We start from the raw sequence: 25,529 nt of genomic DNA on the forward strand, positions 1-25,529 counted from the left end.
TGAAACAAGTCGGCAAAAAATGCCGTGCCCTTCTTTTGGCGTGATCGGCACCGACAACGAGCTGCGGCCCCACGGAACTCGCGTTGTTCGCGTTGGATGGACGCTCTCCGGTGCCGGTGACTTGGGGATATTTTTCCGACCACCCGATCGATGAGCGCCATGAAATCTTTCTCGCGATCCCAGCCGTCGCTTCCCAAACCGCAATTGCCGGACGGCGTCCGCATCTATGCGATCTCGGATATTCACGGCTGCGCGCATCTGCTCGAGCCCATGCTGCGGGTGATCGACGCCGACGTTGCGCGGAGCCGGCCGCGCTATGCCATCGAAGTCTTTATGGGCGATTACATCGATCGCGGCCCGGATACGCGGTCAACCCTCGACATCCTGGTCGAGCGGAGCCGGCGGGGGAATGCGGTCTTCCTCAAGGGCAACCACGAGGCCTTTTTGGTGAGGGTGTTCGAAGATCCTTCCCTATTCGAGGACTGGATTGCCTTCGGCGGGACCCAGACATTGATGTCCTACGGGCTTGCTCCCCCCGATCTCAAGCGCGACGAGCCAGCATCGATCCTGCGCGACTTGATTCGCGCCATGCCGACCGAGCATCTGGAATTCCTGGACAATCTGCGGTTGAGCTTCAGCTGCGGAGACTTCTTCTTCGTCCATGCCGGCGTTCGCCCGGGCGTGCCGCTCGCCGAGCAGACCGAGCGCGATCTGCTCTGGATTCGCGAGGAATTCCTGCAGAGCGAGGAGCAGTTCGGCAAATATATCGTCCACGGCCATACGCCGGTCCGCAGCGCCGAACTACTGGCCAACCGCGCCAATATCGACACCGGCGCCTATGCGACCGGTAACCTCACCCTGATGAGCATCCAGGGAAGCCGCATGCTCGCGGTGTGATGAGCTTCAGCCTCCTGCCACCGATGCGCGAGACCGTCTCAGGGAGGGAATAAACGTCCGCAATTTCTAGTTGAGCAACGTCGGCTGCGCCGGCCGCGCACGCGTCTGGGCCATCCAGTCGCTCCAGGCCCGCTCGTGCTTGACGTAGAGCTCCACCCAACGTTCGCCATGCCTGGCCTCTCGGACGCGCGCCGCCTCCCCGAGCAGCTCGGCGCCGGGACGGGTGTCCGGCTTGTCCAGCGCTTCGAACTCGATCGTTTCCGAGATCGTCAGACCGACGAGCACGCGCTGTCCGGCGCCGTCCACGATGTAGCGTCGCGGCGCATCCTTCTTGGGCTCACTCATGTCGTCATGTCCCATCGGGTTCAGTGTGAAGCTGGATACCGTCATCGAATGGGATGATGCCTAAAAGGCTCGCCGGGCGTGGCCGAACGTCGAGGTCGGAGCGGGCCCCGAGACCCGGCGCGAGGCGCTGCTGGATGAGCTCACGGCTCTTCGTTGGACGCGCCAGGCGCGCAGCGCGTATCCGAGAATGAGGCCAGCGCCGAAAATGGAAGCAGAGACAAACGCAGAAGTCATGAGAGTCGTCCTGGGAATCGTCCTGGATCGTGCGCGTCCTATCAAGAGTGAGCAGTGTGTCGACATCATGGTTCTCGGGGATTCACGAGCGCCGAAAAAATGTTCAAGGTTCGGTCTCCTTTGCATGCATGCCGCGCGCGCGGCAACGCTGCCAGCCTCTGCCTGATCTCGTCTCGGCCGGAGATGATCATCGAATACTCTCTCTATATATATGTCGACGACATATCTAAGAGACGTTCTCGCAGCTCAATGCATCAAGTCCCGTCGCGGTCGATCCGACGCGCCTTGGCGAGACCATGCGCCCCTGCAGCCGGAAGTTCGGCGTCAGCCGGCCTGCCCGTGCCCTTGCAACCGTCCGGAACCCATCGCATTATCACCCATCGCATTTCATGAGGGATTCAATCCAATGAACTTCCGGCCCCTTATTCCAACCATTGCTCTGGCTGCTCTCGGCCTCACTTTGGCGACATCCTTGGCGCCGGCCGCCGAGCTCACCGTTGCTCCGTCACACCGGGCGGCTGCTGTCCAGGGCGGACTTGTGTTCTGGGACGACGTCTACCCGCCGGCGGTCTATGGCCCGCAGCTGCGCCCTGCCGAGGAGGTCGCGGCGATGAAGGCACAGGCGCGGCCGGTGTCCCAGCGCTGGTGGGGATATTGGTACGTGCGGTAACGCACCGAAGCGGCAGTCTAATCGCAACCCAGACGTCCGCAATCATCAGCCGCCGCGCCGAGCAAACGGTAGCGGCGGTTTTTGTTTGACTCACTTTGAGCCCTTTTTGGGAGAGCGGTCGAACAAGCGTGGCCGACGGGCGTAGCTTGGGCTATGGGCGCGCCGAGGCGCGAGTTTCCCTGTGCGCCCGACATTAAAAGCGCCTGCCCAAGAGTGCAAAAGGCGCCGGCGATCAATTCCCTGCTTACAGGGAATTTTGCAGGGAAAAGTGCCCGTCGCAGGGGCGCCAACGGGCGTAGAATGCGAAATGAGGGTTGAAATCGCAGGCATTGCGTCGCGATGCATCAAGATCCTAACAGGGAAATTCCGCCGACGATCAGGGAATGTGCTCGCGTCAATCAGGCAAGACCTCTTGCCGCCTCATGTTGGAAGGGATTGGGTTTGGCTCTGGGGTATTGAGGTCCGCAAGGAGAGGCTCTCCCACGAGCGCACCATGGCCCAGCATGCAGTTGCCAATAAAGCAGGATCAGGTCTCGAAGTGACAATATCTCGGACGGGTTAGATGCAGCAGCGCATGCGATCATGGATCGCGACCGCTCTTCACCGACGGCCAACACTACCACTTGCTGAGGCCCGTCACACATGCCGGCGTGACTCAGTCTGAGTTGGCCATTGCTGCGGTTCGTTGCGGGACCTCTCCCCGACGTGGCCGCCATGGTTCGCAAGCAACCCCATCCCCGTCGCGATCGTGGTGCTGCCAATAGCCGGGCTCTCCGCGCCGCGCGGGTGCTAAGCCGACCAAGCGGGCAAAATCGCAATTGGAGGCGGACGCGATGTGTTTCAGCGTGATCGTGACCGACCACGGGCTCGAAACAAGGAGCCAAATTGCTGGATATGCGACCAACACGGCAGCGATTGCGATCAATGCCGTGATGGCCCACCGCAGCCTAGTAGAGCGCAGCTTGGTGGTACGATCATAGCGCGCCGATACCGCACGGAAACGACGCTGCAAATTGCGCAGTCGCTGTTCATGACCGGGACCGGGACGAATGGGATTGGGGTCGGGAAGGTGGGGCATGACATGATCAAAGTAACGTCACTGAAATCTTCTATCATGAACCAGGATCGCGCCCGACCTGCTCCGTCACGCCCGGCTCAGTGAGGGCGAATGGGCGCAACGGGACTGATCCTAGCGGCCGCAGCTTCGGCCAGTCTCCTGCATAAGCTCGAGCGCGGCGTCAGCATTGCGGCATAGAAGAACATGATTGGGCCTGATCCGGAAAGTTTCGCGGCTTGGCTTCATCCCGCATCTAGCCTACCATTGGCTAGTTTTACGGCGAAACCGCATCGGCCAGCGACCTTCATGAGCGGTGGGGCTTATCGCGGCCACGATGTCGTTTCGCGGATCCACTTGCTTTGTATGGCCGCGGCAGTTGCGATGCGCCTTCAAAACCTCAGTTTTGATGATTGGCTGGAGCACGCATTTGGACGCGAGGTTCGCTTTCAGCAAGCACCGTGGTACTTCGATCCCGAGCATGATTGGTGGGATCCGCCGGCGGCTGACGCCGTGTCTTATCTCACCCGACTGTTTGAAGACCCGGAGCCAGCGTTACAGGGATTTGCTGACAGCCAAATCGCGCAGGGCCTAACCTACCTCGTCAATACCAGTGCCGGCGGCGACAGCCGGTGGCTTTGTTCAACTGATGTTCCGGTCGAAGACCGTGTTCGCTGCGTCACGTCTGTCGCGGCTCTATTTACGAAATTGTTCGAGCCTCGTTGCGATCCTAGCCTGTCCCACCTGAGCGAAGCCGCTAGCAACGCCCTAAACGGTGTTTGCTACATGTGGTGGGATGCGTTTCCGAGCTTGGCTCTACCCGGCGACCCCGACCTGCCAACGCTCCACGATTGCGCGCTGCAGACCATGGACCGCATCCTTCAGCTTAAATCGATCGCCTGTCAGGAAAGCGCTCTACACGGACTTGGACACTGGCGCCGCGACTACAGAGATAAAGTCAGCCAGATCATAGACTGCTTCTGCGAGGCGCATGCCGGGATCGACCCGCGCCTGTCGGCCTATGCCCAATCAGCTCGGTGCGGATGCGTCCTGTGATCCCGCGGCAGTGGCGGCATGGTTGCGTCCTGCATTGAGGACATCATCGAGACCTCGTATCAGCGAGTCGGCGGCGCCCGAACAGGGAACGGCCGTGAGTCCGAGCGTCGGAAGTGTCTATTGTCGCGCACCTACTCGAGGGTCCGAGTAATTAATCCACGGCGGCGACGTAATCGATTATAAAGCTAAATTACGCAAGCGCCCGGAATTTCGTGCTATGTAGCGAATTCCTCTTGCCGCTCGATTAAATTGGTTATTAAATATATATTTAATTAGCGACTGAGCATCAACCGTTCCGGCAACTCACAGCGAGTCACGCACGAGGCCTCGACGATGCACCGACCGTACGTTGCCGCCGTTCTGCAGAAGGCAAGCACGTTCCGTTCGAATGTGGTTCGCGGTTTCTGAGCCAGAGCGTTGCGCACGGATCTTGGGACCGCAGCAACTCGGAGGAGAGAGGGGTTATGGCATCCAGATCGTAATGCACCAACGTGGCGACAGCCGTCGGAATTCGACCCCGGCGACATAGAGGAAGTGACGAATGCGGAGCAGCGGTTTTACGAGCTGACGAAATTGGTTGTCACTTTGCGCTGCTTCGACATGCTCGCGATTCTAAGCCAGATCGGCGCAAAAGTGCGGTTGCTCTTTTTTAAATTGATGATGGCCGGGGCATGTCTGTTTCCACCAGAGCTTTGCTTGAAACAGTCGATCAGATCTACCAGGCGGGCTGTGATCCTGCACACTGGCCGGAGGCGGTCGCGAGCTGCCACAGTCTGTTTCCAGGGACAGCCTTCAGTCTGTTCATCTGTATGGACGGCATTGGCCATCTTCCGCCGACAACGACAGCCGGCTGGGATCCGGACTCGATCAGGCAATACGTCGCGCACTATTATAAGCTGAACCCGTACAACGACCTGTTGCGATGCGTTGCGCCGGGACAGGTGGCGCGAGCGTCCCAGATGTTCGGCCGGCAATGGCTTGACCGGCAGCCCTTCTATCACGAATGGCTGAAACCGGCCGGCGACTATACGCACGGCGCCAACCTGACGTTCAAGCGATCGCCCGGCTCCTTGACGCGGCTCAGCTGCGATATCCCCGAGCGCCTGTCGCATCTCGAAGCGCCCGCCGCGCAATTCTTGCACAGCGTCGGTCGGCACTTTGCGCGGGCGCTGGAAGTGACCTCCCGCCTGCGCGCGGCGCGGGCTACCGAGGGGGGATTGCAAGGGCTGCTCGATCGAATCTCCGGGGCCGCGTTCTTGGTGCGCCCGCCGCGCAAGGTGGTGGCTGCCAATCGACGGGCCGTCGTTTTTCTGGAGCAACGTCGGCTCGTGCGCATGTCGCTGGCATCGGAGCTGACGTTCGTCGCGTGTCGGGCCGACGAAGCGTTTCATCGCGCGCTCCAGAGTGGTTTCGTGACGGCGAAGGCGCCGCCTCCGGCGAGCTTTATGGTGACGAATGGGGGCAACGGGCGCTATCAGGTTCTCGTGTTGCCGTTCAGGATCTCGAAGACGCTCGCGACTCTGGGCGCGGATCTAGGGTTTGCCCTCGTATTGATCAACGACCGGCGACGTGCGCCAAGTCCCCCGAGCGAGGTGCTCAAGAACCTCTATAGGCTGTCGCAAGCCGAAGCGAGTGTAGTCCTGAGTATCACCGAGGGTGACAGCCTGCAGACAACTGCCGATCGGCTTGGCATATGCCGCGCCACCGCGCGCAACCAGCTGGCAGCCGCGATGGCCAAGCTCGGTGTTCACCGGCAAGCGGAGCTGGTTGGCGTCGTGACGGCGCTGGCGCCATGTCTGGACCTCGGTCCGGACGAGTGACCGGAGGGGGCGGCGCCATGCGTATCTTCTACGAGAAAGAGTTCCCCCGATTGCTAGATATGCTCTACGACTCGGCGCTCGATCCCGAACGATGGCAGGCGTTCCTCAATGCGCTGCCGGGCCCCTTTGGCGGCGCGCGCGGCATCTTGCATTTCTATGATGTGGCTACGGCAACCACACCTGTATTCCGACATTTCGGCGACGATCCCGGACTCAACTCGTCTTATGCCAAGCATTTCCACAGCATCAATCCGTATCCACCGGCACGCCTCGAAACCATCCCTGTCGGCAAGGTAATTTACGCAAGCGATCTTCTTGACCCTGAGATCGCTGAACGCACCGAGTTTTACGCCGATTTCATGAGACCGCAGGGCATCACCACCGATCATCTGGGTGTATCGCTCCACAATGACGGTTATGGCGTGACGCTGCTAAGCATCGCTCCGCACGAGTCCGTGTACCGCAGCAACAGAGAGACCTACAGACGTCAATTGGCGCTGCTGGTGCCGCACCTGATGCGCGCCATCGAGATCAATCGCGTTACGACGGCTGCGCGCACAGCCCAGCGAGCGCTCGGAACCGGTCTTGATGCGCTGAGGCTGGCCGCGTTCCTGGTTGATGGGACCGGGCGGCTCCTGCTCGCCAATCAAAAGGCGGAAGACCTGTTACGGCGAGACAGCGTGCTATGCACCGATCGCTCCAAGCGGCTGCGCGCCGCCAATTGCGCCGACAACGCTGCATTCGAGGTCGCCATGATGCGCGCCTTGCGCCCGCCGACGGCGCTCGCAACCCAGCCCGTGCGTTTGACCTCAAGCGCCTCCGGACGGGCGTTCGTTGCCTGGGCCGTGCCCATGCGGTCGGAGCAGCCAAACGGACCGAACCATCGCTCGGAATTCATGCTCGGTCTCCGCGCCGAGGCGACCGCGCTTGTGCTGGTTGTCGCGGCCGAGTGTGCGTTATCTATTCCCCCAGAGGCGATCCTGGCGGCATTCAAATTGTCCGCCGCCGAGGCGCGGCTCGTCAGCGCGCTGATCGCGGGCCGGACGCTGGCGGAGTATGCGCGCGTCAGCGGCCACTCGCGCAACACCGTGCGCAACCAGCTCGCATCAGCGCTCGAGAAGACCGACACGCGGCGGCAAGCCGAGCTCGTGACCGCGATCGTCGGAACGCTGGGCATATTCGGATCTCGGTGAGACGCCGGCGACGCATGTGGACCTGGAGCCGAACGAGTGATGAGAACGTGCGATGCGCAACCGCCACGAGCCAGAGTTTACGGCAACCGAGGCGATCTACGACGCTGCTCCCTTTCCCAGCTCGCTGGCCTGCAGCGCTTCCAAAGGAGCCGGCCGAGAAGCTCGGAATCGCGAACGAGACCGTACGAAATGTGCTCAAGCGAGTGTTCTCCACGGTTCGCGGACTTGTGGCGTTTCGCGTAACCGGGGCAGTTGGCCTGGTGATTTCACGGGACCTTGTGCCTGTTGATCGTCGTGGTTCGTCCCGACGTTCAATCGCGGTTGCCCCTTCCAAGCAAACCTCTGGGACATCGAGATCGGAAGGGTGTGCGGGATTTACAGGGTTACGCGATCCTCGCTAGACCCACTTGGGCTACGGCAGTCCGTCGCAACGTCGCTAGGGTGGAGCAGAGGCTTAGCGACAGCAAGCATCCCCTACCTCGAACGAGGTACATGGCGATTGGTACATTTGCATCATTCGCGCCGCTCGCAGCCTGTTCAGAATTCGAGGGCCCAGGCGCTCAAGAAAAGAAGAAATAAGGCGCGGCCACGGAGGGGAGACGGCAATGACTATTCAGGCCATCGGATCTGAATTCCTCGTCAACGCCACGACGGCAAACAATCAGTCCCAGCCAATCATCACCGGGCTGGCCGACGGGCGTTTTGTCGTCGCGTGGGCTGATTTCAGTCAGACGGGCGGCGACACGTCCTCGTGGGCGGTGCGGGCGCAGGTGTTCAACGCCGATGGCACGCCGGCCGGCTCCGAGTTCCTGGTCAACACGACGACGGCAAGCGATCAGATCGAACCCACCATTACCGCCCTGGCCGACGGGCGTTTTGTCGTCGCGTGGACTGATGACAGTCCGACGAGCGGCGCTGCCGTGCGAGCGCAGGTCTTCAACGCCGACGGCACGCGGTCCGGGTCCGAGTTCCTGGTCAACACCGTGACGACTAGCCAGGTCAGGCCCGCCATAACCGCTCTGGCCGACGGGCGTTTCGTGATCGCGTGGGACGATTTCGACGTGGGCGAGTACGAAGTGCGGGCACAGATATTCAACGCCGATGGCACGCCGGCCGGCTCCGAGTTCCTGGTCAACACCACAACGGCAAGTAACCAAGTTGAGCCCGTAGTCACCGCCCTGGCGGACGGGCGTTTCGTCGTCGCGTGGATGGATGTCAGTGAGACGGGCGGCGACACGTCCTCGTGGGCGGTGCGGGCGCAGGTGTTCAACGCCGATGGCACGCCGGCCGGCTCCGAGTCCCTGGTCAACACCACGACGGCAAGCTTTCAGTACTTGCCAACCATCACCGCGTTGACCGACGGGCGCTTTGTCGTCGCGTGGACCGACGACAGCCGGACGGGCGGCGACACGTCCGGGCTCGCCGTGCGGGCGCAGATACTCAACGCCGATGGCGCGCGGTCCGGATTCGAGCTCCTGGTCAACAGCACGGCGGCAGGCAATCAGTCCGACCCAACCATCACCGCGTTGGCCGACGGGCATTTTGTGATCGCGTGGGCCGATGACAGCCAGACGAGCGGCGACACGTCCTCGTGGGCCGTGCGGGCGCAGGTGTTCGACGCCGATGGCGTGCCGTCCGGCTCCGAGTTGCTGGTCAACACCACAACGGCAGGTAACCAAGTTGAGCCGGCAATCACCGCCCTGCCCGATGGGCGTTTTGCCGTCACGTGGACTGATGCCAGCCAGACGGGCAGCGACACTTCCGGCAACGCCGTGCGCGCACAAATCTTCGAGGTCGTGCCCGACAACCAGGCACCAGCCATCACCTCGAACGGCGGCGGCGACACGGCGGGCGTCTTGGTTGCGGAAAACATGACGGCGGTCACGACGGTGACAGCCACCGACCCGGACGCCGGGCAGACCCTGACTTATGCGATCGCCGGTGGAGTGGATGCGAGCCTTTTCAACGTCGATCACAGCACGGGGGCACTTTCCTTCAACACTGCGCCGGACTTCGAGGCGCCGATCGACGCTGGCAACGATAACGTCTACGACGTCACGGTGCAAGTCTCCGACGGCAACGGTGGAACGGATACGCAGGCGATTGCCGTGACGGTCGGCAACGTCAATGAGGCGCCGACGTTCGTCGGCGATGGCATGACGACGACGACCATCGGTCCGGCTGATGACTTTGGTCGAGGCGTAGCCGTGCAGCCTGACGGGAAGATCTTGGTGGCTGGCAGTAGCTTCAACGGCACGGGTGTCGACTTCGCCGTGGTTCGCTATGACGTAGATGGCCGCCTTGACACGAGTTTTGGCAGTAATGGAAAGGTAGTCACCGATTTCGGCGGTGCCGATGACAATGGCTATAGTGTTGTCGTAAACCCTAACGGCCAAATTCTGGTTGCAGGCTATACCGGGTCGGGCGCGGACTCCGATTTTGCCATCGTGCGATTCAACGCCGACGGCAGTCTGGACACCGGTTTCGGCGACGGCGGCAAGGTCATTACAGATCTGCTGGTCGATGACTTTGGCCAGAGTGTAGCGCTGCAATCCGACGGAAGCATCGTCCTTTCAGGTTACAGCTTTAATGGCTCGAGCTTCGACTTCGCGATCGTGCAATACAGCGCGGATGGCAGTCTCGACACCACCTTCAATGGCGATGGAAGAGTTACCACGGCAGTCGCGTTTCACGACGCCAGCTACAGCGTCGCCTTGCAACCGGACGGCAAGATCATCGCCGCGGGCCATAGTTTTACCGGGAACGGGCCGAACGACTTCGCAATCGTTCGCTACAACCCGGACGGCAGTCTCGACACGAGCTTCGGTGGCGACGGCACGGTCACCACGGACTTTGGCGGTACCAATGACGTTGGTCAAAGCGTCGCCGTGCAGGCCAACGGCAAGATCGTAATTGCGGGCATTAGCCAAACGGGCCCGAATGCCGACATCGCCGTCGTGCGGTACAACGCCGACGGCAGCCTCGATACGTCGTTTGCCGGCGACGGCACGGTCAGGACTAGCGTTGTGCCGGGCAGCGACGTCGGGAGCAGCGTCGCGATCCAGCCTGACGGCAAGATTCTGGTGGCAGGAAACAGCTTCAATGGGTCGAACACGGATTTTACCCTTGTCCGCTACAACACGGACGGCAACCTCGATACGACCTTTGGCATTGGCGGCACGATCACGACGCAGATCGGCGCCGGCTCGGACGAGGGGTATAGCGTAAAGTTGCAGCCCGACGGCAAGATTCTGGTTTCGGGATATAGCAGCAACGGGTCGAATGCCGATTTCGCGCTCCTTCGCTACAACGCTGACGGCAGCCTCGACACCACTTTCGGCGCGCCCGCCCTGCTGTCGATCTCGATTGCGGAAAATACCACGGCCGTGGCGACCCTCGCCGCAACCGATCCGGAGGCTGGGCAAGCCCTCACCTATGCGATCACAGGCGGTGAAGACGCCAGCAAGTTCGTGATCAATGCCGATACTGGCGCGCTCTCTTTTGCCTCCGCCCCAAACTTCGAGGCCCCCACCGACGCCGATGGCGACAACGTATACAGGGTGACCGTGCAGGTTTCCGACGGTAGTGGTGCAACGAATACGCAGGCAGTTGCAGTGACCGTGACCGATGTCGACGACATCGCGCCGACGGTCATGAGCGTCACGCGCAGCGACGATACGCCGACGAATGCGCAAACAGTGCACTACACCGTCACGTTCTCCGAGGCCGTGACCGGCGTGGATGCGAGCCAGTTTTCTCTGACGACGACTGGCGCCGTGATCGGCGCCAGCATTGCCAGCGTGACGCCCGTCACGGGCAGCGATGGCGCACAATACGTAGTGACCGTCGATACGGGCACTGGTGATGGCACGGTGGCACTCGGTGTCACCGGCGCGGAGGTGCGCGACCTCGCCGGCAATCCCCTGGCGGGAGGCGCCTTCCAGGTCATTTCGTCCATCTCAGGGATCGCTGGGCATGTCGCGAGCGGTGACTTGAGCGGCGATGGCAAGCAAGACCTCGTGTCCGAATCCACCTCGGGCGAGATTTCGGTCATGCTGGGCAATGGTGACGGCACCTTCCAGGAGCCGGTGAATTACGCTGCAGGCCATGATCTCAACGGCGTTTCGATCGCCGATGTCGACAACGACGGCCTGCTCGATCTCGCTATATCGAACGCAGGCGCCAACGGAGCCATTGCCGTACTCCTGGGCAATGGCGACGGAACATTCCAATCGGCGATTTCGTCCCCGACTAACCGCGCCCACTCATCGGATTCCGCGCTGGCGGACCTCAATGGAGACGGTCGACTCGACGTTCTCGTTGCGAACACCGGCGAGAATGGCGGCGTTTCCGTGCTCCTTGGAAACGGAGACGGTAGTTTCAGTCTCTCTACCGTGCTGGCCTCGAACGCGGATCCACTCGGCGTTGCGGCCGCCGATCTCAATGGCGACGGCATCGAAGATGTCGCCTTCTCAAACGTTCCAGGGGCATTCGGCATTCAAATCTACCTCGGGACCGGAGCTGGCACGTTCACGGCGGCTCCCAATGTTCCCGCCTCCACACACACAGCTTCCGTCGCGCTCGAGGACCTCGACGGCGATGCCGATACGGACTTGGTGTTCAGTAGCTACGACGGAACCGTATCGGTGGCGTTAGGAAATGGCGATGGAAGTTTCCGGGCGCCGTTCTCCTATACACTCGGCATAGCAAGTGACGGTGTTGCACCTGGCACCGTGACACTCGCCAATGTCAATGGCGATACCGCATTGGATCTTGTGTACGCCAACCCGTTGGTGAATTCCGTTTCGGTTCTGTTCGGCAATGGTGATGGTACGTTCCAGAGCCAACAGCTATTTGCGACTGCCGGGACCCAACCCGGCTGGGCAGCAGTCGGCGACTTCACCGGTGATGGGCGGCTAGATATTGCAGTCGCAAACTTCGGCTCGAATTCGATCTCCATTCTGCAAGCCAGCCCGCCGACCATTGTGGGGGATGCCTATGTCATCGACAAGAATGATACGCCAGCCATAACCTCCGATGGCGGGGGGGCGGCGGCAGGTATTGCGATCGCCGAGAATACGACGGCAGTCACGACTGTGACCGCCGCCGATCCTGACACGGGACAGACGCTCACCTATACGATCGCTGGCGGATCAGACGCGAACCTCTTCGCGATTGATGCCAACACTGGCGTGCTGTCTTTCAACGCCGCACCTGACTTTGAGACGCCAATCGACGTCGACGCGAACAACGTCTACGACGTCATCGTCCAGGTCTCCGACGGCAATGGCGGCACAGATACGCAAGCCATTGCGGCTACGGTCCAGAATGTGGCCGGCATATCCCTGATCGGCAACGGTGCCGCCAATACTCTGAACGGGACCGGTGAGGAAGATACGCTCAGCGGCCAGGGCGGCGGTGATACGCTGCTGGGGCTCGCGGGCAATGACGCGCTTGATGGCGGCGCTGGTGGCGACCTGCTCGATGGCGGTACGGGCAACGACAGGATGGCCGGCGGCGCGGGTAACGACGCTTACGTCGTGGACAGTTCTGAGGACGTCGTCGTCGAGAATACCAGCGAAGGGACCGACACGATCCGGACGGCACTCGCCGTATTCACGCTTTCCGGAATCGCCAATGTCGAGAATCTCACATTCGTCGGCACCGACCATTTCGCAGGTACCGGCAACGCGCTGGCCAATATTATCACGGGCGGCGCCGACAATGACACGCTCGATGGCGCAGGAGGCGTCGACCGGCTGGTCGGCCTGGCCGGCAACGACACCTATCTTGTCGACAACTCGTCGGACGTAATCGTGGAAGCCGCGAATGCTGGCACGGACACCGTCGTGGCGACCAGCACGACCTATTCTTTGTCCGCAGATATCGAGAACCTGGCCTATGGCGGCACCGGCAGCTTCAATGGTACCGGTAACGGTTTGGCCAACACGATCACCGGCGGCAGCGGTGCTGACACGCTGTCTGGCGCTGGCGGCAACGACACGATCATTGGCGCCGGTGGGAATGACACGATCAGCGGAGGAGCGGGCGATGACATGTTCGTTGCCACGGCAGGCGATGGCAATGATAACTATACCGGCAATGGCGGGAACGACACCTACAGCCTCGCCGGACTCAGCGCCGATGCAGTCATCAACCTGACTGCAGGGACGGCAACGAGCAGCGAGATCGGCACCGATAGTCTGACATCCGTTGAGAACGTGGTGGGGGGCTCCGGCCAAGACACGATCACGGCCAGCAATGCGAGGAGCGAGCTTTTTGGCGGAGCAGGCAACGACACATTCACATTCGCGAGCACCGCGGCCGCAGGTTTTGGCACCAATCGAGATCTGATAATCGATTTTACGGCGGCAGCAGATCGCATCGATGTCGGTGGGATCGACGCAAACGGAGGCCAAGCTGGCAATCCCGAGTTCGTGTTTGTTGGCGAAATCACCAACGTGGTCGGCGGCGTGGGCCAACTCGGGCGTGGCCAACTCGGCTACCACTATGAGACCGACGCAACCGGCACCGAGCATACCATCGTGGAGGGGAGTGTCGACTCTGACCCGAGCGCGGAATTCCAGATCGACCTGGTCGGCCGGCACACGCTCTCGGTAAGTGACTTCGTACTCTGACGTGCGCCGTTGTCGTTCGTGGCTAAAGGAAACGAAGGGGGTCTCCTAGAAACGGGAACGGGCTTGGTAGTTATTGGCCGAGAGCCTTTGCCGATCATCGATGAACAACAAGGATGTCGGCGGCAGCGTGTACGAAGAGGAACTGGTCAGTACTTGCCCATCCCAAACCCGCGACCGCGCGATCGATGTTGCTAAGGAGGACGGAGGCCGGCCTCGTCTCCATCCCCTATTCGAGGGAGGCATCAACAGTAGGGAGTAACACTCATGCGCACATTCGGAGCTGTATGTCTTTCACTGTTGCTATCAACGATTCCTGCGACTGCATCAGATCAAAATCTCAGGGAAGAATTCGGCAGGTTGACGACAGCGTACGAGCAGCACTTCAACAAGAAGGATGCTGCAGGGATCACGTCGCTTTTCACCAAGAACTACCTGCGAGTGACCCAGAATGGAATTGAGCCGGATAACACCAAATATTATGAAGGCGCGTTCAAGAGAGGGGCGGATCATCTGGCAATCACGACCAACGCTATTCAGCCTTTATCAGAGAACATGGTCATCCGCACCGGCGAAGCGCACGTCACCGGCAAGACCGAGAAGGGTGATCCTATCAACTTGAATATTGTCTGGACGACCCTTGATGTTCGTGAGAACGGACAATGGAAGATCCGTATGCTGACATCGGTTCCTAAGCCGCAGCCGCCACAAGCAGCAAGGTAACTCGAGGAGAATTTGGGAGCGGGCGATCAAAGCGGCGGTGGCTAACCAACACCGCCGTTGCAATCAGCCGTTAGATTGCTTGAAGGAAGCGACTTTAGGAAAAGCCCCAAGCAGCCGTTGAACAAGGTCCAAGGCGAAGCGGGAGGGCGCGTCGCGCGTAAGGTCAGTGACGACTTTACCCTTACAGCCCAGAGCCTCGGCCGATCCCCCGCATCAACCTGAACGCGGCGTCAGTATACGCAACCGAAAGCTCTCGGCGAGAGCGAAGTGGCGCCGTTTAGCAACCTTAGACGAAAGGCTTGAGCTCACCGTCCTGCGCTCAGCATCAAGTCCAAAATGCTCGCTTCAGGTTTCGCGGAACGCGCGGGAGAAGCTGTCGAGGACAGGTTTCATGATGTACTCGAAAAACGTACGCTCTCCGGTCTTGATGTAAACGTCCGCGGGCATCCCAGGCGTCGGGATGAATTCAGGCATTCGCCTGAGAATATCGTCCTGGTCCAGGCGCAGCCGAACAACATAGAATTCCCGACGCGTGTCGCCGTCGGGACGGGCTTCGGTCTTTCCCTGCACTTGCTCCGCCAAGGCGTCCGCTGACACGTAGATGACGCTCGCCCCCACCATGGGCGTGATGCGCTGGTTGAGCGCCGAAAGCCGCACCAGCGCCTCCTGGCCGACACTCACGTGCGAAATGTCCTTGGGATTCACATGTGCCTCGATGATGCGCTCCTCGCCGATCGGCAGGAGCTCAAGGATCACGACACCAGGAGAGACCACGCCGCCCGGTGTATGAAAATTGTTCTTCACCACGATACCTCGGACCGGCGACCGGACATCGACCCGATCGACCACATCCTGAGCGGCGCGAATCTGCTCCTCTCCGTCGTCCAGATCCGCCTCGGTCTCGCGTAGCTCCTTGATCGCGTCGCGGAGCGTCGTGGCGTGGAGCTGCGCTATTCTTTCGTTCGCCTGAGCGATCCGCTCCTTCGCATCGGCGATGCGGCCGAGATATTCGCCGAGGTCACCCCCGAGACTCGCCTCTGAGCGTCGCAACGCCAGTACATCCGACTTGCGGACCAGCTGTTGGCCAAGAAGCGAATTCTTGTCCTTCAGCTCTTCGGCGAACAAGGCAATACGCTCTTTGGTGGACTGAACTTGCGCCTGATATCCGCGGATGCTTTCCTCCAGCGCAGCGATCTGCTTCACAAGTACGCTTTCCTCGGTCACCAGACTAGCCCGGCGTGCCTGAAGCTCGGCACGTTGCCGCTCAAGAATCGCTTTGATTTCTGGATCACGTGCACTCTCGCTGAATGCGGCCGGAGTTTTGATAGTATCCGAAGAGCTCATTTCAGCTTCTAGACGCGCCTTCATGGCGAGCAGTCGATACTTCTTCAAAACCAGCCGTCTCAGTTTGGCATTGGCAGCGGTGTCGTCCATGCGAACGAGGACCTGGTTGGCCTCGACGACATCCCCATCCTTAACCGCAATCTCGCGGATGATGCCGCCCTCGAAGTGCTGGACTAGCTTGTTTTGCCCGGTAGCCACAAACGTGCCCGAGGCCACGACCGCACTGTTGAGGGGGGCAACTGCGGCCCAAACGCCGAAACACCCGAGCCAAACAACCAGGATGGCAAGGCCGGTAAAGATGGGCCATTTGGCGCTCAGCGGAACGCCGCGGTACCACTCACCGATGTCGTCCTTTACCCTCATGCTATCCTCCCGCGCTGGTCACCCGCCCGAGGATTCGATGCGCTGCGGCTGCTCCGGCGCATCTCCGCCGACCGTGGCGGGCGACCGAACCAAGCGATGCAGCACCTCGCTCGGAGAGCCGAACGCTTCCGCGCGTCCGGCCCGCAGTATGAGCACCTTGTCAACACTGTTCAGGAGCGCCGGGCGCAAGGTTACAACGACCGCGGTGACCCCCCGCCTCTTGGCTCGCTGCAGGGTTTCGGTCAAAGCCTGCTCGCCCGCCGCATCGAGATTCGAGTTGGGCTCGTCGAGCACAACAAGCGACGGATTGCCGAAGAAAGCCCGGGCGAGCGCGATGCGCTGCTTCTGTCCTCCCGAGAGCGGCCCGCCACTGCGGTCGAGCACGGTCTCGTATCCTTGCTTCAACTGGCAGACCATGTCGTGAATGCCCGACAACATCGCCGCCTCATGGATGCTCTCGTCGGGCAAATCGTCGCGCATGCGGCAGATGTTCTGCTTGATGGTACCGGGAAATAGCTCGACCTCCTGGGGCAAGTAGCCGGTATATTCCCCGAACTGGCGGCGATCCCAATTGCGCAGCTCTGTTCCGTCCAGCCTGACCTTTCCGGCTGTCGGCACCAGACATCCCACCAGAATGCGCGCGAGAGTCGACTTGCCGGATCCGGACGGTCCGACAATGGCCAAAGACTCTCCGGGCGCGAGCTCGAGCGACACACCATTGAGTACCGGCTCCTTCGAGCCGGGCGGAAGATACAAGACCCGATCAACGCTCAGGCGCCCTTGCGGTCTTGGCAAGCGCAGCTTGGGCGTCTCGCGCTGGAATGACTCGACCGCCTGCTTGACGTGGGCATAGGCCGACCGCGCCTGCACGCAGCTGCGCCATCCCTCGATCAAACCTTCGAGCGGCTGCAGGGCGCGGCCAGCAATAATCGAAGCCGCGATCATCATGCCCGCGGTGATCTCGGCGTGGAGGGCCAGATAGGCGCCAGTACCTAGGATCGTGATCTGGGCCACGAGCCGGACGAACTTCGACGCGCCGCTGATCCAGAAATTCCGGTCAAGGGCCTGGCTCTGCACCGTCAGAGCCGGCGCCTGCCGGCGCCCCCAGTGGAGAATGCTTTCGCTCAGCATTCCCATCGCATTGATCACTTGCGAATTTCGCGCCAGCGACTCGGCCGCTGCATCGGCCTCGGCGGCATGCAGCCCTGCCTCGCTCAGACGCTCCGAAGTCGCTTTCTGGTTGATCAGCGCAATCAGTGTGAGGACCAAGCCCGATACCACTGCGATCCAGCCCAGATGTCGATGAACGAGGAATATGACTGCGAAGTAGAGGGGCGAGAGTGGCGCGTCCATCAGCAGAAGCATGATAGGGCTTGAGATGAAACCCCGCACCTGGTGAAGGCTGCGGATCGCCTGGATCGTTCCGCCCTCGCCAGCCCTGGCGTTGTTGATGCTGCTCGCCAACACTGCGCCGCCGAGCACCGCCTCCATCTTGGTCGCAAGACGCCCCAGCACCTGCCGGCGCAGAATGTCCACGATCGAGAGGATACCGATGAACGCCAGCGCGAGAGCAGAGAGCATCAGCAGTGTCTCGAGACTACGGCTCGTCAGCACGCGATCGGATATTTGAAACAGGTAAATCGGCAACGTGAGCATCAGCAAATTCACAACGACCGAAAATGCCGCGACTGCTATCAGGTTGGTGCGCGCAACCGAACGCCAGGCGGCCAGCGCGTTGACAGGTCCGACATAGTCGCGGGCCTCGCCGTTGGGTGTGACGCGCAGTTGAGCTCTGGAGTGGGTGCGCTGCGGATCGTCCAGTGTCTCGACAGCTGCCATGTTTGCCTCCCACTAGAGGATGGCATCGTGAGTTCCAACGTGATCGATCGGAGTACTATCCACGATGTCGGGAGGCGGCGGCGCGGAGTTTTGGACATCGGCAGGCACCGGCGCCGAACTGTCTTGAGCCGAGACGACGTCTGGCTGAGACACGGCGGTCTGGGAGGGCGCAATGTCGCTGCTGAGCGTGACGCCATAGTCAGTATACTGGGTTCCGTTGAACAGCGAATCCGCTGGCGGCGGTGGCGCATCGTTCAACGCGATCACATCGCCCGGGGCAGTGGTCGTTGCCACGGCATTCGATGTGTTGGTCACGACGTTCTCCGGGGCAGTGGTCGCGGATTGCGAACTCTCGATCGGTGCGTCAGCTGTGCTGGCGAGCGCAAGAAGGGTGTCGGCCGATCCAGACGTTTGAGCGCTGCCAGTGTCCGGCGCGGCCGGCTCTACCGACTCGGTTGTGGGGTTGCTGAGCGAGTCTCCGGCGCTGGTGAGCACTGGCTCGGTCGCGTCCGCGACCGGCGCCGCACTCCCAAGAGCATCGCCCGCCACACTGCCCATGTCGACCGGATGCGTCAGGTCGCTGGTCGGATTGGTCAGAGCGGCAGCTGTTGTGGTGAGCACCGGCTCGCTCGTGTCAGCGACCGGTGCCGTACTCACTACAGCATCGCCAGCCACACTGCCCGTGTCGGCCGGTTGCGTCACGTCGCTCGGCGGATCGGTCGCAGCCCCAGCCGTTGTGGCGAGCACCGGCTCGCCTATGTCAGCGACCGGCGCCGCACTCGCAAGAGAATCGCCCGCCAAACTGCCCGTGTCGACCGGATGCGACACGTCGCTGGTCGGATTGGTCAGAGCGGCAGCCGTTGTGGTGAGCACGGGCTCGCGCATGTCAGCGACCGGCGCGGTACTCACCACAGCATCGCCAGCCACACTGCCCGTATCGGCCGGTTGCGTCACGTCGCTCGGCTCATCGGTCAGCGCAGCAGCCGTTGTGGCGAGCATCGGCTCGCCCGCGTCAGCAACGGCCGCGAGAGAATCTCCCGCCACACTGCCTGTGTCGACTGGATGCGAGACGTCGCTGGTCGGATTGGTCAGAGCGGCAGCTGTTGTGGTGAGCACCGGCTCGCTCGTGTCAGCGATGGGCGACGCACTCGCAGTCACACTGCCCGTGTCGGCCGGTTGCGACACGTCGCTCGTCGCATTGGTCAGAACCGCAGCCGTTGTGATGAGCATGGGCTCGCTCGTGTCAGCGACCGGAGCCATACTCGCCAGAGTGTCGCCAGCCATACTCGCAGTGTCGCCCGGATGCGAGAGCTCGCTCGGCGGATCGATCGGAGCAGCAGCAGTTGTGGTGAGCACCGGGGCGCTCGTGTCAGCGACTGGCGCCGCACTCGCCAAAGCATCGCCAGCCGCATCGGTGGGCTGTGATACATCACCAGGTGCTCCGTTGCCCGTATCCACTACCAAGTCCACGATCTCAAGGGCTGGTGCTGAACTAGCAAGGGTGTGAGTTCCCATGCTGTCCGATGCGGCCGTTTGCGGCAGCGCGGTCGACTGACTGTCTGGACCCGTCGGCCCAACTACCTCGTTGCTCAGCGTGTTCACGGTGTCGGCGACGGCCGTGAGCGTCGGCGGCACCGCATCGAACGGCGCGATTGCGCCGGCCACGTCATTGGCCAGCGTGCTGACGGTGTCGGTCGTCGTCGCGAGCGCCGGCGGCATCGCCGCTTCGACCGGTGCAATCGTTCCAACCACGTCGCTGCCCGCGGTGTCGATCGCCATTACAAGTGCCGGCACAAGTGCCGGCGGCACCGCCGCCTCGACCGCCGCAATCGTACCAACCGGGTCGTTCGGCAGCGTGCCCGCTGTGTCGGCCAAGGTCGGGAGCGTCGGCTGCACCGCCTCGGCCGCCGCGATTGCGCTGGCCACGTCGTTGCGTAGCGTGCCCACGGGATCGGTCGCAGTGGCGAATGCCGGCATCACAGTCGCCTCGTCTGGTGCAATCGTTCCAACCAAGTCATCGGGCAGCGTGCCCACGGTGTCGGTCGCCGTGGCGGGTGCCGGCATCACCGCCGCATCGACTGACGCAATCGTAGCAACCATGCCGTCGGGCAGCATGCCCACGGTGTCCGCCAACGTCGTGAGCGTCGGCGGCACCGCATCAATCGGCGCGATTGCGCCGGCGACATCGTTGGGCGGCGCGCTGACTGCGTCGGTCACCGTCGTGAGCGCCGGCGGCACCGCCGCTTCGACCGCCGCAATCGTTCCAACCACGTCGTCGGGCAGCGGGCCCGCGGTGTCGGCCAGGCTCGTGAGCGTCGGCGGCACCGGCTCGACCGGAGCGATTGCGCCGGCCACGTCGTTGGCCAGCGTGCTGACGGTGTCGGTCTTCGTCGCGAGTGCCGGCGGCATCGCCACTTGGACCGGTGCAATCGTTCCAACCACGTTGCTTCCCGCGGTGTCGGCCGCCATTACAAGTGCCGGCGGCACCGCCGCCTCGGCCGCCGCAATCGTACCAACCACGTCGTTCGGCAGCGTGCCTACGGTGTCCGCCAACGTCTTGAGCGTCGGCTGCACCGCCTCAAGCGGCGCGATCGCGCCGACCACGTTGTTGGGCAGCGTGCTGACGGTGTCGGTCATCGTCGCGAGTGCCGGCGGCACCGCCGCTTCGACCGCCGCGATCGTTCCAACCACGTCGTGGGGCAGCGTGCCCGCGGTGTCGGCCAGGGTCGTGAGCGTCGGCTGCGCCGTCACCTGGAGCGACGCGATCGCGCAGACCTCGCCATCCGATAGCGTGCTGACGGTGTCGCTCGTCGTGAGCGCCGGCGGCACCATCGCCTCGACCGGCGCAATCCCTACCACCACGTCATTGCTCAGATCGCCGACCATTCCAAGCAGGGGAACGGAGCCGCCGATCGACGGGCTAGACGAGCCGCAAAGCAAATCAGACCGAATGGATTCGAACGTTGACACACCGGGCAATTGAGTGCTTCCGACGTCGGACCCTGCTGACGGCGAGTTCACGCAACTCACGCTACTAACGTCGGCTGAGGTGTGAGCATGGTGCTTGCAAGAATCGGTATCTTCGCTACCTCCGCCCTCACCCCCATAGTTCGCAGCAGCGACTGCGTCGCCAAGAGGGGTGCTTGGTCTGGGCGTATGCTCATGAGGCTCCGCCGGGAGGCCGGTCGGATCGAGCTGAGCCACATGCGTCTCCGACGAAGCGGCCGGCCCTTTGGACGTCTCATCCTCCGCGCCCGGTTTCGCGGGATCGCTCGCAGGCAGCTCGTCGTTCGTCCGTTGCGGCCCCGCACCTGCCTGAGCGGCTGTCGCATCTTCTTGCTCAGCCAGCGCTGATTTGAACGAGGCGGCAAGAAACTCTTCGCAGGCAATCAGCGGGGCAATGAAGAACGACCACGTCAAGAAGCTGAAAGAGCCGGATCGCTTGTCGGCATGCTGCACTCCGGCTTCGAAAATCTTCCGCTCTTGTTCGAACAGTTCGCGCTTTTCTACCTGCTGCATGACCGCCGCCCTTCTCGCTCAAAAACCACTCTCGCCCGGCAGCATTCACCGCCAGGCGCGTCTCTTCGGCATGTCAGGCATCCGTGTCGTGCGACGTATCCGTCGCCGTGTCGAAATGCCCTACGTCGAAGTGCTCCGCTGGGCCCATTAAACCGATGGCGTATTCGAGCGCATCGTCGCAAGACATCGAAGCGAGCGCGCCGTGTATGTCACCCGAATGATCGGGACCGTGCGACCTGAAATCACCCGCGAAATCACCATGGGAGAAGTCGAACTTGGCCAGCGCTTCACCCGGACTGCGATCGGTGTCGCCCGTGCCGCCGTGGTCGGCCGACTTGAGGTCACAATAGTCCCTGGCCTGGTATTCGCCGTCCTTGGCATCCTTCCAGCCACCATCGTGCTCTGGGTAGTCGCCCTTGCCGTCGTTCGGGTAGGCGCCCATGCCGCTAAGCTTGGAATAATTGTCCTTGCCGTCGCCGTTCGAATACTCGTCGTTGCCGCTGTGATCGTCATTCCACTTTGACGGCTTGCCGTCGCCGCAGTCGTCAGGCTTGGTGGACGCGCGTTCCTCGGGTGGGACGCCGGTTCCCGCAAGCTTCATAAGCCCGAGAATGCTCGTAACACTGCTCAGGATAGACATGGCTTCGCTCCTCGCTTCAGCTCTGCGACGGTCACGAGCACCTGCGTACGCGCGCGTGCCCTGCCCGGATCACCACGCGGTCACCCCTACTGTCGCCGAAGCACGATTATGGATGCAGCGGCGAAAAATAAGTTCACGCCTCATTCGAGCTGCCGGCGCATGGCCACGAGCTCTCTCCGGATCCACGCCTTGACGGTTCCGACAGGAACCCGGAGGTATTCGGAAATTTCCTCGTGTGTGCGCCCGTCGACGATCGCCAAAAGCAGGCTCGCACGGCGCTGTGGCTCAAGTTGATCGAGCATGGTTCGCAGCGTCATGCTGTCTGGGATACAGGACGCAGGGTTCGGAGTGGTCTGTTCGCGCGCGCAGAGGGCATTCAATGCATCCTCCTCGAGCGCGAGTTCGCGCCCGGCGTTCTGCCGCATCTTGAGCGCCGTGTTGCGGACGATCGCGTAGATCCAGCCCCGTGCGGATCCGCGTGCAGGATCGAAGTTTTTCGCATACCGGAGAATCTGCGCGAATGCGTCGTGGATGACGTCCTCGGAACGCGATCTGTCGTGCACGATACGGTGCGCCATCGCGCGCAGCTGTTCCTTCTCCCGAGCGTAGATCTCGCCGACGGCCGACTGCGATCCGGAGGCGCACTCAAGCAGGGCTGTTTCATAATTGAGAGCCGTGTCGCGATTGATATAACCATCATGGCGCGGCGCGCTGGAGCGAGACTTCGCCTTTGTTAAAGCGACGCATTGATGGGGCATGGTCGAAGTCACCCCTCAAAAGGCAGAAAACCTGCTGCTTTCAGCCGCAGGGCCGCCGCCCGCTACATTTAATACCTGCATTTAAAATGCATTTAAATGATCTGCTTTAACAAAATACGAAATCGGCTGTCGGCGAACTCAAGTCAACAGCATCGACTTCGTTCCGAAGTTTTTTGAACTTTTTCCCCAACCGCCCGGCGACGTGGTCGTGAGGTGCAGGCAGACCATAGCGAGCCGTGCTCGCTGACCAGGTGAGCCGCTATGAGCAGCGGTGTAACTCGTCGAGCCGACTTTGAAAAATGGGCAGCATCAACATGGTCGCTAAGTCGCGCCTTATAACTTCAGAGCACGCATCGGATCGGGCTACCGTGTAACGCCATCAAGGGTCAGTCGAAGGCCCCCTCAAGAGAACTATATTCCCTCCCTCGCTTCGGGCCTCTATCCCAACCTGCCTACAGATCAGCTGCGACGACTCTCAGCCTGATCGTGCCAATCGGCGCGGCGACTTGCGTAGCTATCGCGACGAGTGCAGCCGTCGAACGAGCTAAGGCGCTTCGTGGACCACGCTCGCGCCCATGGCGTCCCAACGCGCTTTCCTTCGGAAGGCGCGATGTCGTATCTCGGCCGCGCCGAACGTACCAGCTGATCGGAGCATCCAACTCACTGTGACGACACCACACTGAGACCCACTTTAGGTGCCTTGCATACGACGTTGCAAAACCGCGACGTAACAAGCGTCGAACACATGTCGCTCACAAAATTTGCGCGGCCGTGCATCTAGATTGGCGTCTTACACCTAGTGCTGACGTGGCAACAGTTACATCAACGTTCCGCCACTTACATCGAAAGGAGACCAACATGCTAGAGATGACCAATCTTGCGCGCCCTATCGAACTGTCTGATGAGGAGCTCGACCTCGTGGCCGCCGGCACCGGCGGCTGTGGCTGCAGTGGCGGCTCACTGATCCGAACTGGCGACATCAATGTTCTCAGTGGAAACCAAGTTCAGGTTGGCCTGCTGTCCAAGCAGTACCAGTCCCAAATCTTTGTTGGGTAAAGCCAGGGTGCGTCGGCGAACCGCTTCTCCATAAGGGGAAGCGGTTCTCCGGTATCGACCCGCAGTCGTGCTGCGGAACACTACTCCGCGCAGCGCATAAATATGAACGTGAGCACAGCAAGGTGCGTCCATGTCGACTCGGCCGGCGCTATTTCGCGAGGAAGCTGTCGACTTTGTGCGTCAGCGCCACAGCTGGGGTGAGGTCGTATTGCTGCAGCCGCTATCGAGCGCGCTCCTTGGCTGGAGCCTTGCGGCACTCGTTGTACTCGTTGTGTGTTTTCTCTCCATCGCGCAATACGCCCGCAAGGAGACCGTCTTCGGGTATCTCACCCCGACCTCGGGCACCGCTAAGATTTTCGTACCACAACAGGGCTTCATCAAAGCAATACAAGTGAAGGAGGGGCAAGAGGTTACGGAGGGTGACCCGCTCCTGACCGTAGTCACTTCCCAGATCACCGCCAATGGCGATGACGTCAATGCGACTGTACTTGGAGTACTGACACAGCAACGCAATGTGGTCGAGCGACAGATCGATGCGGAAGATCGACGAACGGCCTCGGAACGGGATCGTCTCGATTCCACGATCAAGGGAATTGAAGGAGAGATTGCCCAGCTCGAGGACCAGCGGAACATCCAAAACGAGCGGCTGAAGCTTTCCGAGAGTTTTGTATCAACCGGCGCCAAGCTAACCGCGAGCGGTGCATTACCAACGATTGAGCTTAAGCGCCGCGAGCAGGCCGCACTTGAGCAAAAGCAGAGCGTGATCTCGCTGGATCAGCAGATCACCGCGCGGCGCACCCAATTGACAGACGCTCGGCATACACTCGAGCAACTCCCAACCGTCGCCGCAGAGAGGATCCGAGGACTGCGCAATGAACTCTCCTCGATCGAACAGCGCGTGGCGGAGGTGAATGGGCGGCAGGCTTACGTTATCAGGGCGCCAACGAGTGGGCGCGTGTCCACGCTGCAGGGGACTGTTGGCCAGATCGCTGATCCAAGGCATATGCAGCTGGAAATCATTCCCCTTGATGCGCACCTGCAGGCGGAGTTGTTCTTTCCGACGCGCGCGTTTGGTTTTGTGCGCCGAGGCCAGCAGGTTAGGATCCTTTACGATGCATTTCCCTATCAGAAATTCGGCACCTACCGCGGCAGCGTGACGAAAGTCTCCCACACGATTCTGACCGGCAACGAAACGACCGGACCGATCACCCTCAAGGAACCAGCTTACCGTGTGACTGCGGCTCTCGAGCGGCCCGACATCGACGCCTATGGCCGAAAGATGCCGCTTCAGCCGGACATGCTGCTAAGGGCCGACGTGATCCTTGAGCAACGGTCCCTGATGAGGTGGCTGCTCGATCCGGTGTTAAGCGCAAGGATGTAGCG

At 61.5% G+C, this 25,529-nt stretch carries 16 protein-coding genes; 9 read left to right on the plus strand and 7 right to left on the minus strand.

The window, feature by feature from the left end:
* Positions 1-159 precede the first annotated feature (159 nt).
* Entirely contained in the window at positions 160-897 is a 738-nt protein-coding gene (locus I6F28_RS00325; RefSeq protein WP_225128149.1) for a metallophosphoesterase, read from the plus strand.
* A 66-nt stretch (positions 898-963) separates the two neighbouring features.
* Here I6F28_RS00325 and I6F28_RS00330 read toward each other — a convergent pair whose 3' ends face one another.
* Positions 964-1,242 carry a hypothetical protein gene (locus I6F28_RS00330; protein WP_036013999.1) on the minus strand — a complete coding sequence of 93 codons (279 nt, stop codon included), beginning with the start codon at positions 1,240-1,242 and terminating at the stop codon, positions 964-966.
* Between the two features lie 640 nt (positions 1,243-1,882).
* On the opposite strand from I6F28_RS00330, the gene I6F28_RS00335 reads away from it, so the two are divergent.
* A complete protein-coding gene (locus I6F28_RS00335) occupies positions 1,883-2,146 on the plus strand; it encodes a hypothetical protein (protein ID WP_225138987.1) in 264 nt (87 codons plus the stop codon).
* Positions 2,147-2,801: 655 nt separating this feature from the next.
* Here the strand turns inward: I6F28_RS00335 and I6F28_RS00340 are convergent.
* Positions 2,802-3,224 carry an excalibur calcium-binding domain-containing protein gene (locus tag I6F28_RS00340; RefSeq protein WP_225138988.1) on the minus strand — a complete coding sequence of 141 codons (423 nt, stop codon included), beginning with the start codon at positions 3,222-3,224 and terminating at the stop codon, positions 2,802-2,804.
* Between the two features lie 285 nt (positions 3,225-3,509).
* On the opposite strand from I6F28_RS00340, the gene I6F28_RS00345 reads away from it, so the two are divergent.
* The 5 genes from I6F28_RS00345 to I6F28_RS00365 all read left to right on the plus strand — a co-directional run bounded on the left by I6F28_RS00345 (position 3,510) and on the right by I6F28_RS00365 (position 14,627).
* Positions 3,510-4,256, plus strand: coding sequence for a hypothetical protein (locus tag I6F28_RS00345; protein WP_225138989.1), 747 nt, complete (start codon positions 3,510-3,512; stop codon positions 4,254-4,256).
* Between the two features lie 671 nt (positions 4,257-4,927).
* Positions 4,928-6,076 carry a helix-turn-helix transcriptional regulator gene (locus I6F28_RS00350; protein ID WP_225138990.1) on the plus strand — a complete coding sequence of 383 codons (1,149 nt, stop codon included), beginning with the start codon at positions 4,928-4,930 and terminating at the stop codon, positions 6,074-6,076.
* Positions 6,077-6,093: 17 nt separating this feature from the next.
* Positions 6,094-7,269: a helix-turn-helix transcriptional regulator gene (locus I6F28_RS00355; protein WP_225138991.1), complete on the plus strand. Its 1,176-nt coding sequence runs from the start codon at positions 6,094-6,096 to the stop codon at positions 7,267-7,269.
* A gap of 605 nt (positions 7,270-7,874) precedes the next feature.
* A complete protein-coding gene (locus tag I6F28_RS00360) occupies positions 7,875-13,907 on the plus strand; it encodes a beta strand repeat-containing protein (RefSeq protein ID WP_225138992.1) in 6,033 nt (2,010 codons plus the stop codon).
* 264 nt (positions 13,908-14,171) lie between these two features.
* Positions 14,172-14,627 carry a YybH family protein gene (locus I6F28_RS00365; protein WP_225138993.1) on the plus strand — a complete coding sequence of 152 codons (456 nt, stop codon included), beginning with the start codon at positions 14,172-14,174 and terminating at the stop codon, positions 14,625-14,627.
* Between the two features lie 345 nt (positions 14,628-14,972).
* Here the strand turns inward: I6F28_RS00365 and I6F28_RS00370 are convergent, their stop codons facing one another.
* The 5 genes from I6F28_RS00370 to I6F28_RS00390 form a co-directional block, all read right to left on the minus strand.
* Positions 14,973-16,334: an HlyD family type I secretion periplasmic adaptor subunit gene (locus I6F28_RS00370; protein WP_225138994.1), complete on the minus strand. Its 1,362-nt coding sequence runs from the start codon at positions 16,332-16,334 to the stop codon at positions 14,973-14,975.
* Between the two features lie 18 nt (positions 16,335-16,352).
* Positions 16,353-18,173 carry a type I secretion system permease/ATPase gene (locus I6F28_RS00375; RefSeq protein ID WP_225138995.1) on the minus strand — a complete coding sequence of 607 codons (1,821 nt, stop codon included), beginning with the start codon at positions 18,171-18,173 and terminating at the stop codon, positions 16,353-16,355.
* A gap of 12 nt (positions 18,174-18,185) precedes the next feature.
* Positions 18,186-21,692 (minus strand): hypothetical protein, encoded by a 3,507-nt coding sequence (locus I6F28_RS00380; RefSeq protein WP_225138996.1) that lies wholly within the window; start codon positions 21,690-21,692, stop codon positions 18,186-18,188.
* A gap of 73 nt (positions 21,693-21,765) precedes the next feature.
* A complete protein-coding gene (locus I6F28_RS00385; protein WP_225138997.1) occupies positions 21,766-22,332 on the minus strand; it encodes a hypothetical protein in 567 nt (188 codons plus the stop codon).
* A gap of 140 nt (positions 22,333-22,472) precedes the next feature.
* Positions 22,473-23,090: a sigma-70 family RNA polymerase sigma factor gene (locus I6F28_RS00390; RefSeq protein WP_225138998.1), complete on the minus strand. Its 618-nt coding sequence runs from the start codon at positions 23,088-23,090 to the stop codon at positions 22,473-22,475.
* 858 nt (positions 23,091-23,948) lie between these two features.
* Here I6F28_RS00390 and I6F28_RS00395 point away from each other — a divergent pair.
* Entirely contained in the window at positions 23,949-24,146 is a 198-nt protein-coding gene (locus tag I6F28_RS00395; RefSeq protein WP_225138999.1) for a hypothetical protein, read from the plus strand.
* Positions 24,147-24,276: 130 nt separating this feature from the next.
* Positions 24,277-25,527, plus strand: a complete 1,251-nt coding sequence (locus I6F28_RS00400) for a beta-barrel domain-containing protein (protein WP_225139000.1) — start codon at positions 24,277-24,279, stop codon at positions 25,525-25,527.
* The last annotated feature ends 2 nt before the right edge of the window (positions 25,528-25,529 follow it).

The sequence above is a fragment of the Bradyrhizobium sp. NBAIM14 genome, assembly GCF_020193895.1.
GTDB classification, from domain to species: Bacteria; Pseudomonadota; Alphaproteobacteria; order Rhizobiales; family Xanthobacteraceae; genus Bradyrhizobium; species Bradyrhizobium yuanmingense.

Excerpts from the sequence above, each read along its gene's own strand:
- I6F28_RS00350 (WP_225138990.1), top strand. The coding sequence starts at position 4,928 with ATGTCTGTTTCCACCAGAGCTTTGCTTGAAACAGTCGATCAGATCTAC.
- I6F28_RS00355 (WP_225138991.1), top strand. The coding sequence starts at position 6,094 with ATGCGTATCTTCTACGAGAAAGAGTTCCCCCGATTGCTAGATATGCTC.
- I6F28_RS00360 (WP_225138992.1), top strand. The coding sequence starts at position 7,875 with ATGACTATTCAGGCCATCGGATCTGAATTCCTCGTCAACGCCACGACG.
- I6F28_RS00330 (WP_036013999.1), bottom strand. The coding sequence starts at position 1,242 with ATGAGTGAGCCCAAGAAGGATGCGCCGCGACGCTACATCGTGGACGGC.
- I6F28_RS00345 (WP_225138989.1), top strand. The coding sequence starts at position 3,510 with ATGAGCGGTGGGGCTTATCGCGGCCACGATGTCGTTTCGCGGATCCAC.
- I6F28_RS00325 (WP_225128149.1), top strand. The coding sequence starts at position 160 with ATGAAATCTTTCTCGCGATCCCAGCCGTCGCTTCCCAAACCGCAATTG.
- I6F28_RS00340 (WP_225138988.1), bottom strand. The coding sequence starts at position 3,224 with ATGCCCCACCTTCCCGACCCCAATCCCATTCGTCCCGGTCCCGGTCAT.
- I6F28_RS00385 (WP_225138997.1), bottom strand. The coding sequence starts at position 22,332 with ATGTCTATCCTGAGCAGTGTTACGAGCATTCTCGGGCTTATGAAGCTT.
- I6F28_RS00335 (WP_225138987.1), top strand. The coding sequence starts at position 1,883 with ATGAACTTCCGGCCCCTTATTCCAACCATTGCTCTGGCTGCTCTCGGC.
- I6F28_RS00375 (WP_225138995.1), bottom strand. The coding sequence starts at position 18,173 with ATGGCAGCTGTCGAGACACTGGACGATCCGCAGCGCACCCACTCCAGA.
- I6F28_RS00370 (WP_225138994.1), bottom strand. The coding sequence starts at position 16,334 with ATGAGGGTAAAGGACGACATCGGTGAGTGGTACCGCGGCGTTCCGCTG.
- I6F28_RS00390 (WP_225138998.1), bottom strand. The coding sequence starts at position 23,090 with ATGCCCCATCAATGCGTCGCTTTAACAAAGGCGAAGTCTCGCTCCAGC.
- I6F28_RS00365 (WP_225138993.1), top strand. The coding sequence starts at position 14,172 with ATGCGCACATTCGGAGCTGTATGTCTTTCACTGTTGCTATCAACGATT.
- I6F28_RS00400 (WP_225139000.1), top strand. The coding sequence starts at position 24,277 with ATGTCGACTCGGCCGGCGCTATTTCGCGAGGAAGCTGTCGACTTTGTG.
- I6F28_RS00395 (WP_225138999.1), top strand. The coding sequence starts at position 23,949 with ATGCTAGAGATGACCAATCTTGCGCGCCCTATCGAACTGTCTGATGAG.
- I6F28_RS00380 (WP_225138996.1), bottom strand. The coding sequence starts at position 21,692 with ATGCAGCAGGTAGAAAAGCGCGAACTGTTCGAACAAGAGCGGAAGATT.